Raw genomic sequence first — 12,521 nt, 5'->3', positions numbered from 1 at the left:
ATGTTTGTGAAAGGATGGGGAGCATGAGAGGGAGAAAGGAGGAAATGAATGCTTTAGCAAGAATTGATAAGCTGAGAATGTAAATAATTGTGAGATTATAGAGAAAAAAGAAAATGATTGACGAATATAGTGAAAAAAGCAAATGAATGACGATTATATTGAAAAAAGCAAATGATTGACGATTATAATCAAAAAAGAGGAGTGGTTGTATATGCAAAAAACAAAAGGAATGTTGGTGGCTCTAACAATAGCAGCTGCGCTGCTGACAGGTGCGCAAGGGGCAAATGCGGCTGCTGCTTTCACCGATACGAAAACGCATTGGGCGAAATCACAAATCGATTCGGCGGTTAGCCGAGGCTGGATAAACGGGTACGATACGAATACGTTTAAACCTAATGCCAATATGACGCGTGCGGAGTTTTTGAAATCTTTGGTTGCATCTTTGAAGTTGAAAGTGGAAGACACCGATACGCCTTTTGCCGATGACAAAGGTTGGTTTCGTGCTTATATCGCTGTCGGTTTGAAACAATCGATGATTAAAGTTGGCGATTACAAAGAGAATAATTTTGAACCCAATAAAATGATTACGCGCGAGGAGATTGCTCGTATGACGATACGTGCGCTGGGTAAAGAGTCTGAGGGCGTGAAGTCCGGGTACTTAGCCGTTGCTAAGAAGCTAGAGATTATGAAAGGTTATCCGGATGGCACAATGGGCGGGGATAAGAATGCTACTCGGGCAGAGGCTGTAGTGATGGTTTTGAATACGTTGAAGGTGAAGAATCCTGTTGAGGTGGTTGATTATCCTAAGTCGAAAGAAGAGTTAAATTCTTTGATTCAGTCTTTGCCTAGTTTTAAGGGGAATACGACTTTTGGAAGGAATCAAACTGTACTTGTAAATACGAAAGGGACAGATGTATTTGATGACAATACATTAAGAGTAGAATATTCATTAGATTTAAAAGTCACAAAAATAAATATCTATGAACCTACCAATGACAATAAAGCAATAGTGAAAGATCTTTTGAAGCACTTTTACCCAAAATCCTATGAGAAAGCATATGAGAGTTACATTAGAGTAGATGGAATGAAATTTGTAGAGGGGAGTAATATCATAATTACAAGCTATGACAAGATTTCTTTTGAAACATACAAAGGAAATGATAATAAAGCGGTTGTCATATGGATTGGGGAGTGACAAACTTGAAACAGAAGAAAATAAAGATAGGTTCACTTGTTATTTTAATTCTTTCTTTATTCTTAACATCCACTTCTTACAGTTTTAAAGTTGGTGCAACGGAAGCAACTGATTGTTTGTCTTATAGCTATAAGGATGATGCTGAAAAAATTAGAGCACAAAATTATCTGAAACAATTAGGAATTTCTGAAACAAGTAACGGAAAAAGCCTGAACATAGGATTTTTATTAAATAAATGCGGAGTTGGAGAGGCAGTCATTGTTTATGGGAATCCAACGCACAGTGCTCTCATTAATTCGAACACTTATGATCAAGGGCAATGGAGATATCTAGGTTGGGATAGGGAGGGGAACTTATATCGAAATTGGAAGTTTAGAAGTGATTCAAGAGCAACTTTGCACGTTGCCAAAAATTGGGTGAAGAATCCATGGGACACATCAACTGGGAAGAAAAAAGGGGTTTTAAATACTTCCTATTCTGATAATGAAGCCTTAGCAGCATCTTGGCTACAAGACATGACCGACCCCTACGGAGAATCAAAAACCTTTCTTCAAAGCTATAACAAAAGAAGAGGCACCAATTGGACAGGTGATACTATACTCGACTATGCAATAATTCAGCAACCACGAACACAGTTTAGCCCCGGGGTCGTACAAATGTGGAACATATGGGAACCGGATGGGTCATGGTGGTATGAGATGTTCACTATCCCGCCGCCTGAATTACCTAAATATCAGGAATTTCCCGATCTCGTCATTACAGAAATTAAAGCTGATCCTTTAATTGCATCATCATCATGGGTTGGGGATAGCGTTACCGTAAATATCACGACTAAAAACGAAGGTCAAACAAATACAGGAGCATTCACGGTTGGTGTCGATGGCACAAGCATAAAATCAGAAATCATCCCAAACGTTCCTCCTGGTCAAATAAAAACCGTAGCTATAAAAGTATCATCTTCTACAGCAGGAATCATTAAGTACACAGCTAAGACCGACTTTGGATTAGCGATTACCGAATCAAATGAAAACAACAACACGATGCCATTTCAAATTGTGTATAGCAAAAAGAATGAACCGACAATACCCATCGCCATTATCTCTCACCTTGAGGGAGACCATCGAACAACCCCCGAATTAACCTTTAAGCCTGCGGGAGATCCCCAGCTTGATGACAAACTCTCCTATTCGCCAGGCAAGGAAGCCATCACCATTCGAGAATGGAAATACAAAACACCATCAGGTACAACCCTTCAAAAAAAACCGACAGCAAAGGATTTCTCTCAAGAAGGAAAATACCTTGTTGAGCTACGTGTAACCAATAGCGCAAAAAAGGTGTCTGAGTGGGCACAGCTAACGATCAATGTCGGTGAGTTTGCAACGCCAGCGCCAAGTGCAGAGCCTACACCAACACCGAGACCTGAGCTGAAGGCCGCTATTCGTTTTGTACCCGACAAGATCTTAGCTGGCGAAACTTCATCATTGCTCAACAGCTCAGACGGATTTGATTCGTTTACATGGAATTTCACTTCTAATTTAGATCCTATCTTTACAGATAAAAGTAAATACGAGTATTACGATCAAACCTTTACACAACCAGGTACATACCGCGCAACCATTCGGGTGAGTGATAGTAGTGGAGCGGCTACAGCTGATGCTACATTAACCGTCATTGATCCTAAGCCGGTTGCCGTTGTTTCTGGCGCGTCAAAGGTTATAGAGGGACGATCGTTTCCGTTTCCTTATCACTTGAATCATTCGTATACACCTTTAGCGGATCGCGGCGTTACCATTGACTATAGCAAATCAGAAAAAAGGTTCAAAAAAGTGGATGGATCTGGTTACACGTTAGACTTTCCGATAACCAATAATCTTGCACTTGGAGAATATCTATTTGAAGGAAAGGTTTATGACACAACAGGCAGGGTAAGTGATTGGGCTGACCTTCTCGTCGAAGTAGTTCCTGATTTACCTCCAACCATCGAGATCGTGGCTCCAGAAGAAGCTTATCGGAGCAACGGGTTTATGCTCTACATGGAAGCTGAAAGCCCTGATTATGATAAGTTGGAGCACTTAATGCTCGAAGAGCGATATGACGCAAACGGGAATGGGAATTTTGACGAGGAAGCTTGGAAAGTCATTTATGACGGTGCCTATAAAACAACTCATTCCCTGAAATATGCAGCCGTGGGAAAAAGGCAATATCGAGCTACTGTAACCGAAGATTATGGGAAGTCGAGCAATTCGGGAATTGCCGCAACGGATATTCTAAACTATGCACCTTCTGTAAACTTCAATGCTTTTGGAGTCACGCAGCAACCTGGACAAGATGAAGATAGCGGCCCACCTGTAACGAACTACACTGCACAATCGATTCTCCGCTCATGGGTAGCTAAGCGGCCATATTTGGGTGGAAATGCTGACAAAGTAGCTTGGAAAGCGGATAGCTCCATCATAAGCACGAAGGTCGGTCAGCCAGTTAACTTTAACCTTCGGTATCCGGAAGCTGGAATGGGACTTAACAATCGAAATAAATACACACTCCCGTCGGATCTTGTCGTTAAGCCCAAATGGGAAATACAACCATATATCAATGGTAGTTATGATCTCGACACCCGTTTAGCTTCAACGCATATTTTTAACAATAATCGAATTTATACGTATTATCGGGGCCTAACTAATTCTAATTATCAATATACAATAAGAGATGCTGTTACAGGTGCGCAATTAGATCCATCTTTTACTCTCGATGGAGGCACATGGGATACGGAATTACAAGAAGATGAAAAGTTCTATCGAAGAGAATTAATCGATCAATCATACGTTAAAATAACGAGTTACGCTGACAGAGGACAAACAAAAGAGGTGCATACGTTTAATCTAACAGGCGTTGATAGCAGACGGATATCCTTAACATCGTTTAAGTTAACACCTGATTTTAAATCAGCTATCATTGCGGTTGTTCATAATGATAGAAACTATGGTAAGGTTCAAACTAACTATTACAAATATAGTTTTGAAAATCGTGCTGTCGTATGGGTTGCTATGGGTGCCGAATACAGTAAAGATGCGGGTGGTAGTTACTCTTTTACTCCGGAGATTACTTTCGCACCTGATGGAACCATTTATATCGCGGGAACGGTCATTACAAAGATTTCGCCAAACGGCGTTAGAATTGATTCTCCAATTGTAGACGGTCATTCAGCAGGTTCACCTGTAACGCTGAGTGATGATGGACAGTATGTTTATCGCGTCAATGTTTCATCCATTAGTGGAGACGAAATGAGATATACACTGACTACTTACAAAGCAAGTGATCTAAGTGTCGTTAATAAGTACGCAAACAGTGATTATTACGACAGATACGACGAATCGCAATATGGAAACTTTAGTCCAGTAGTAAGGACGGATGGAAATCTTCTATTAACGAATCGGAGTGCGCAATATCTTTTTACAAAGACCGGAACGTTGCTTCTAAAATCCAACTTGTTTCGTGAGTACGATTATAATTCATATTTAAACATTACGTACCAACCAGGCGTTTTACCTAATGGAGATGTATTCAGTCTTGAAAGAAATAGGATGATGTTTTATGGATATGGAATCTATAATATCACGCAACAAACAAATATCGTTATGGTAAATACGGCAATAGGACCTGATTGGGCAGCAGGTGGCGGCTCGGTTTATACAACACCTATTCTACCTAATGGTTCAGTGTTTTTTATAGACACTCATCATTGGCCTCATACTGTAGTTCCTATGGTATCGCAATCTGGAAACACAAACTTACAAGATATTGATGCTAATACGGTAGGTGTATTCGATGATCATTGGGGCGGATTACTGTATGATGCTGGAAGCGTTATGAAAAATTATGCTTTCGAATTTAATGTCAGTGTGAACGATATAAAAAACGATAAGCTTATCGGAGCTGGCTTCCACATTCAAAACGAAAAGAACATGTACAGTGTTGAATGGAGCAAAACACATTTGATTCTGTACAAAGCTGTAAATGGTGTAAAGACGGCACTTCAGTCCTTGCCATTAACGCTTTCACCGTTTACCACCTATTTATTCAAAATCGAAGCAGCAAATGGCAAGCTAAGCGTATTTTTAAACAATAATAAACGAATAGAAGTGACAGACACCACCTACACAAAAGGGGCAGTTGGAATCATGTCACTTGGCCAGTCATCGGTTTCGTTTTCGAACGTAAAGAAAACCAATTACGGTGATACGTATACGCAAGAAACGTACGACTCGGTACTCGTTAATGATTCAATTTCTTATGAGAGATTATTTATTGATATCGAAAATGACCCAATGGCGACCGAAGAGTGGAGCTATAGCCATAACCCGAATTTTTTCGAAAATCCAGAAGGAATGAGCGTGCATCATGCCAAAACCTACGGAACAACAATCAATGCCCTAGAAAAAGCTGGTGTTTACGAAATAAAGTTCCGTGCACAAGACAATCCTGGATTAACAAATTATCGCAAATGGTCAGAGTCTGTGAAAAAGCTGCTTTATGTCCATCGCCGACCGGTTGCTCAGCCGGATGTCAGATTTACAGGGAAGGTTTTTGCTGAAGGTGAAGCACTCGATTACGAAGCATTCGATTCCTCTTACGATCCTGATATTGCTCATATTTTAGCGGACAAAGTTTTCCGGACACGTTGGGCGGACCAAGACACATGGACTGCTGGAAAACGCGAGTATTATAACCGCCCGGGCGTGGAGCTTATCGTTCAGGAGCAAGTAAGAGATATACATGGCGCATGGTCCTATTGGGGACAGTCGATCGTTTATAAGGCTGCAATAGTTCCCGTTAATCAGACGAAGCCGGTCATGACGATCACCTCGCCCGCGGGCTTGACGGCGTCGTCGCCTACTGTCCTGACCAAAGAGCCTGTCATTCATTGGACTTACTACGATGCGCAAAATGATCCGCAGCAGAGCTATCGTTTAGTTCTAGCGTATGCTGACAACAATGAAACCGCTCTGTATCTAGAGCATGAGGGCAACGCACGTTCATATTCGATAGTGGAGGACATAATCGATCCGGGTCGTGTCGTGAAGGTTTATGGACAGGTCAGTTCCTCAGGAGTCTGGTCGAACATAAGCAATAGCAGATATTTTGTGCTGGATCTCCCTCCGAAAACCTATTTGCTATCTTTTAATGGGGAGGATGCGAATCAGCCGATCTACACGAAGAGCAGCCGTCCATTGCTGCGAGTATTCACGGTCGACCCGGAAAACCATCCGATTAAGGCCATTGACTATGAAGTGTTTCATGCCGGCACGGGAGCAAAAGTAGCAGATAGCGAATTAGCTACAGCTGCTGCTAGTTATTCACCTGCTGCGTTAGCTGAAGGATTGCATTATTGGAGAGCAAGGGCCAACGACAGCTATTTATGGGGACCCTATTCGAGTAACGGGTTTTTCTTCGTCGACACCGTAAAACCAGCTGACGTTAACGAACAATTGGCAATTGAGCCAACAGCTGTGTCGGTTAGCTTTGAAACATTCAAAGATGCCAGTCCGTCCTCCGGACATGCGTCTCGGATGTTCTATTTGCAGAAGGTAAATGCAAACGGGAGCGTAACCAACATCGATTTGAACCGTGACGGCCAAGCCGAGTACAGCGTGCCGCTGGCTCTTGAGAGCACAGAGTATCGCGTAGCCGGATTGGAAGCAGGGCAAGAATACCGTCTAACAGTCATTGATCATGATATCGCAGGCAACGAAGGAAAGTTTGCCTATATTTATTTCGTTACCAATCGTCCGCCGACGGCCGATTTCGATTGGACGCCGAAGCCTATATATGAGGGAGATTTAACCTCCTTCATGTCGATAGCAAGTGATCCCGATGGAGATGCGCTCTCCATTTTCTACGAGTTAACGAACCCTGATGGAAAGAAAAGCAGCTATTCCTATGTAACCGCCAGTCCGGGTTTCAAGGGAGCAGGACCAGCGCTGAAGCTAGATATATCAGGCATGTGGAGAATGACCCTAAGCGTAAATGATGGAGTAGCTGCACCTGTGCAAGTGACGAAAACAGTTCAAGTGCTGCCGCTTCAACTGACCGGTCTCGTGAAGCATACCGAGCAGTGGAAGCAGCGCCGCAAAGCTTTCAATTTTAAATCGTCAGGTAACGAGAATAAACCGCGCGGCCAGTCTGTTTTTTGGGCTGGCGAAAAGTTTATGCTTGAGGCAACTACGACATTGACGGGGACCGCAACGAAGGCAGAAAAAGTAGTGGTTAAGGTGGATGGCTATGAGGCTGTGTTGACGCCTGTAGACGCTGTATCTCGCGATATGTGGAAGGGAGAGCTGTGGAATGAGGAGTTTTCAAAGTTGCCTAATGGTGATCTCCGTTTTGAATATATCGTTTATTATAATAACGGCACCATGAAGACAGATTGGGTTCCCATAACCATTGAGGGGCAGTCGCTGCAATTGGTTGGCGTACACCGCGTACAGTAACAATGCTTCGTACCAGATTATAAAAGATAATACCGAATAGAGGAAAGGCCGGAGTATGGGAGCTTCCGGTCTTTTCCTGTTTGTATTTCAAATTGAATGTTAATGAAAATACTAATGAGGTATCTATTGTACTTACTGCAGCGTAGAGCTATCCAGATGGTGCGGATCATACGAGGCAACTCGGATATACGCAGTAAGGTCCGCCCTACGTTGCACTTTCTACAGTAGAATGACCAATTAGCACACCAACACCCACTCTACATTGCAGTTCCTGCAGTGAAATGGACAGATTCTAGTTTGTATCAGCGAAATTTCCGGTTTTCGTTGTACTTTGTACAACGTAGCCCCTTGGATACTGACTCGTGTGAGGTTTCTATTGCACTTTCTGCAGCGTAGCTACCCAGATGGTGCAGACCATGCGAGGCAACTCGCATATACCCAGTAACGTCCGCGATACGTTGCAGCTTCTGCAGTAGAATGACCAATTAGCAGGCAACCCCCACCCTACAGTGCACTTTCTACAGTAGAATGACCAATTAGCACACCAACACCCACGCTACATTGCAGTTTCTGCAATGAAATGAGCAGATTCTAGTTTGTTTCAGTGGAATTTCCGGTTTTCGTTGTACTTTGTACAACGTAGTCCCACGGATACTGACACGTGTGAGGTTTCTATTGCACTTTCTGCAGCGTAGCTTCCCAGATGGTGCAGACCAAACGAGGCAACTCGGATATACCCAGTAACGTCCGCGATACATTGCAGTTTCTACAGTAGAATGACCATTAGCAAACCAACACCCACACTACATTGCACTTTCTACAGTAGAATGACCAATTAGCAAGCCAACACCTACTCTACATAGCAGTTTCTGCAATGAAATGGACAGATTCTAGTTTGTTTCAGCGGAATTCCCGGTTTTCGTTGTACTTTGTACAATGTAGCCCCTCGGATACTGACATGTGTGAGGTTTCTATTGTACTTTCTGCAGCGTAGCTTCCCAAATGGTGCAGACCAAACGAGGCAACTCGGATATACCCAGTAAGGTCCGCCCTACGTTGCACTTTCTACAGTAGAATGACCAAATAGCACACCAACCCCCACGCTACATTGCAGATTCTGCAATGAAATTTACTGCAGCGTAGCTTCCCAGATGGTGCAGACCAAACGAGGCAACTCGGATATACCCAGTAACGTCAGCGATACGTTGCAGCTTCTGCAGTAGAATGACCAATTAGCAGGCAACCCCCACTCTACATTGCACTTTCTACAGTAAAATGACCAATTAGCACACCAACACCTACGCTACATTGCAGTTTCTGCAATGAAATGAGCAGATTCTAGTTTGTTTCAGCGAAATTTCCGGTTTTCGTTGTACTTTGTACAACGTAGCCCCTCGGATACTGACACGTGTGAGGTTTCTATTGTACTTTCTACAGCGTAGCTTCCCAGATGGTGCAGACCAAACGAGGCAACTCGGATATACCCAGTAACGTCCGCGCTACGTTGCAGTTTCTGCAGTAGAATGACCAATTAGCAGGCAACCCCCACTCTACATTGCACTTTCTACAGTAGAATGACCAATTAGCAAGCCAACACCTACTCTACATTGCAGTTTCTGCAATGAAATGAGCAGATTCTAGTTTGTTTCAACGGAATTCCCGGTTTTCGTTGTATTTTGTACAACATAGCCCCTTGGATACTGACACGTATGAGGCTTCTATTGCACTTTCTGCAGTGTAGCTACCCAGAGATGGTGCAGACGATGAGAGGCAACTCGGATATACCCAGTAACGTCCGCGCTACATTGCACTTTCTACAGTAGAATGACCAATTAGCAAGCCAACACCTACGCTACATTGCAGTTTCTGCAATGAAATGGACAGATTCTAGTTTGTTTCAGCGGAATTCCCGGTTTTCGTTGTACTTTGTACAACGTAGCCCCTCGGATACTGACATGTGTGAGGTTTCTATTGTACTTTCTGCAGCGTAACTTCAACAATAGCCCAGGCAAAGCTAGGTTACTCGCTAACCACGAGGAGCATACCTATTGTCCGCTTTTTATTTTGGAGAAAAACGTGCTGATCGCGTAATAAGCGGCACCACGCACGGCGGATTGATCTTTAAGCTCAGCGAATAATATTCGCATCCGCTCGCGGTGATAGGGCAGCGTACGCTGGTCAACGGCTGCTTGCACAGCAGGTTCCAGCCACTGCGCCGCGCGGCTCATACGATTGCCGATGATGACCACGTCAGGATTAAAGACGTTGACAATATTGGCAATGCCAGCGCCTAAATAATCGCCAATGGAGCGAATGAGCGCCACGACGCGTTCATCGTCCTCGGCAGCTGCTTCCAATAACTCCTCGAGGCTTTCATAGCCGAGTAAGGAAGCACGCTCAAGCAGCGCATTTTCAGATGCATACAATTCCCAACAGCCCCTGTTCCCGCAGCTGCAGGGTTTGCCGTCATACTCAATCGAGAGATGCCCGAGCTCGCCGGAAAAACCCGAAGTCCCTTTATAGAGCTCTTTATTCAGTATAATTCCTGTTCCGATTCCGATACCCACACTTACATAAATTTGATTGGGGATGCCGCGGCCTGCTCCGTACTTCTGCTCGCCCTGCGCACCTGCATTTGCTTCGTTGTCGATCGTAACAGGCAGGCCAAAGCGCTCCTCAAGCTGCTTCTGCAGCTCAACCTGACGCCATTTCAAATTGGGAGCGAAAAGGATAGTGCCGTTGTCGTCTACGATCCCGGGAACGCCAACCCCTATTCCTACGATGCCATATGGACTATTGGGAGCTTCTTTTATCAACAGCTCGATGCAGGATGTTAGCTGGTCGATTGCCTGCTCGGCATTCTGCAGATTGAGTCCACGCTGCAGCTCGGCATTCTGCAGATCGAGTCCTCGCTGCTGCTCGGAATTCTGCTTGAGTCCTCGCTGAAGCTCGGCAATGACATTGCCTTCCATGTCTACAAGCATACCGCGGATATAATTAACGCCAAGGTCTATGCCTACCGCATAGCCAGCCGTACCGTTGAATAGCAGCATGACGGGCTTGCGCCCTCCGCTCGATTGTCCGGGTCCATTCTCGAGAACGAGATGGCTGTCGATTAAGTCCTGGACCAAGCTTGACACAGTCGCTTTGTTAAGCCCAGTCAGCTCGGATATTTGCGCCCGCGAGAGCGGGGCATGCTTCAGTACGGCTTCGAGCACGATGGCCGTATTGATCTTTTTGATGAGCGCTAAGTCTCCTGTTGGTTTGATTTTCAAAAAATAAGCCTCCGTCCAAGTCACAATATCTATCATTGTATCACGAAATGTCGAATATACGGCTTGCTGGCTTCGCATACTGAATACGGCGATGCACAAAAATGCAAGGTACGATTAGTTTAACATAAAAACTTAGTTTGTTTAATAGACAAACTAAGTTAAGGCATGTTATTCTAAATGTAAGCACTAACAAAAATATCGAATTCCGATAAGGAGGATTTCAATTTCTATGAGTTATTTCAAAGAAATCAACACGATCCAGTTTGAAGGTAAAGGTTCCGATAATCCGCTGGCATTCAAACATTATGATCCTAAACAAGTCATTCTAGGCAAAACGATGGAAGAGCATCTTCGCTTCGCTGTTGCTTACTGGCATACATTCAACGCTAACGGTACAGACCCGTTCGGCGCACCGACTATGGTTCGCGGCTGGGATCAATATAACGGGCTTGACCGTGCGAAAGCTCGCGTAGAGGCTAACTTTGAATTTTTGAACAAATTGAACGTGCCTTACTTCGCGTTCCACGACGTGGACATCGCTCCAGAAGGCGCAACGCTGCAAGAAACGAACAAGAACCTGGATGTTATCGTTGAACTAATGAAGGACAACATGAAATCCTCTGGCAAGAAGCTGCTTTGGAACACGGTTAACATGTTCTCGAACCCGCGCTTCGTGCACGGTGCAGGAACAGCGGTTAACGCCGATGTTTATGCTTATGCAGCTGCACAAGTAAAGAAAGGCCTAGAAGTCGGCAAAGAGCTTGGCGCGGAAAACTATGTTTTCTGGGGCGGCCGCGAAGGCTACGATACACTTCTTAACACGGATATGGGCTTTGAGCTTGATAACCTTGCTCGCTTGTACCATATGGCAATCGCATATGCGAATGAAATTGGATTCGATGCGCAATTCCTGATCGAGCCTAAACCGAAAGAGCCAACGAAGCACCAATACGACTTCGACGCGGCAACAACGATCTCATTCTTGCAAAAATACGGCTTGAAAGACCACTTCAAGCTTAACCTTGAAGCGAACCACGCAACGCTTGCCGGTCATACATTCGAGCACGAGATCCGTACGGCTGCAATCAACGGCGTGCTGGGATCGCTTGATGCGAACCAAGGCGACTTGCTGCTAGGCTGGGATACGGATGAGTTCCCGGTTGATCTGTACTCCACAACGCTAACGATGTTTGAAGTATTGAAAGCAGGCGGCATCGGCCGCGGCGGAATTAACTTTGACGCGAAGGTCCGTCGCGGCTCATTCGAAGCGGAAGATCTGTTCCTAGGCCATATCGCAGGCATGGACAGCTTCGCTTGGGGTCTTAAAGCGGCAGCCAAGCTTACGGAAGAGAAAATTCTCGACAATATCGTTGACAACCGTTACCGCAGCTTCAAAGAAGGCATCGGCGCAGAAATCGTATCGGGCAAAGCAACGCTTGCGTCGCTTGAGCAATATGCGCTTCAAAACAACCCGATCAAAAACGAATCAGGCCGCCAAGAGCGCATCAGCCTGATCTTGAGCGAAGTTATTTTCAGCGTTTAAGTCGGGAGGCTTTTGAGCAT

The 12,521-nt window shown here is 44.6% G+C and carries 4 protein-coding genes; 3 read left to right on the top strand and 1 reads right to left on the bottom strand.

Annotated elements, in window-relative coordinates:
* The first annotated feature begins 211 nt into the window (after positions 1 to 211).
* The gene (locus tag FHS16_RS04855) at positions 212 to 1,195 is read left to right on the top strand and encodes an S-layer homology domain-containing protein (RefSeq protein ID WP_183559391.1); all 984 of its coding nucleotides are present in this window, start codon (positions 212 to 214) and stop codon (positions 1,193 to 1,195) included.
* Between the two features lie 5 nt (positions 1,196 to 1,200).
* Positions 1,201 to 7,683 carry an Athe_2463 domain-containing protein gene (locus FHS16_RS04850; RefSeq protein ID WP_183559389.1) on the top strand — a complete coding sequence of 2,161 codons (6,483 nt, stop codon included), beginning with the start codon at positions 1,201 to 1,203 and terminating at the stop codon, positions 7,681 to 7,683.
* A 2,045-nt stretch (positions 7,684 to 9,728) separates the two neighbouring features.
* Here the strand turns inward: FHS16_RS04850 and FHS16_RS04845 are convergent.
* Positions 9,729 to 10,958, bottom strand: coding sequence for an ROK family protein (locus tag FHS16_RS04845; protein WP_246431593.1), 1,230 nt, complete (start codon positions 10,956 to 10,958; stop codon positions 9,729 to 9,731).
* Positions 10,959 to 11,187: 229 nt separating this feature from the next.
* Between FHS16_RS04845 and xylA the strand changes: the two genes are divergently transcribed.
* The gene (gene xylA / locus FHS16_RS04840) at positions 11,188 to 12,501 is read left to right on the top strand and encodes a xylose isomerase (protein WP_183559385.1); all 1,314 of its coding nucleotides are present in this window, start codon (positions 11,188 to 11,190) and stop codon (positions 12,499 to 12,501) included.
* Positions 12,502 to 12,521: the final 20 nt, after the last annotated feature.

The organism is Paenibacillus endophyticus, from assembly GCF_014192395.1.
GTDB lineage: Bacteria > Bacillota > Bacilli > Paenibacillales > Paenibacillaceae > Pristimantibacillus > Pristimantibacillus endophyticus.
This window is presented reverse-complemented; position numbering and strand designations above follow the sequence as displayed.

Excerpts from the sequence above, each read along its gene's own strand:
- FHS16_RS04855 (WP_183559391.1), top strand. The coding sequence starts at position 212 with ATGCAAAAAACAAAAGGAATGTTGGTGGCTCTAACAATAGCAGCTGCG.
- xylA (WP_183559385.1), top strand. The coding sequence starts at position 11,188 with ATGAGTTATTTCAAAGAAATCAACACGATCCAGTTTGAAGGTAAAGGT.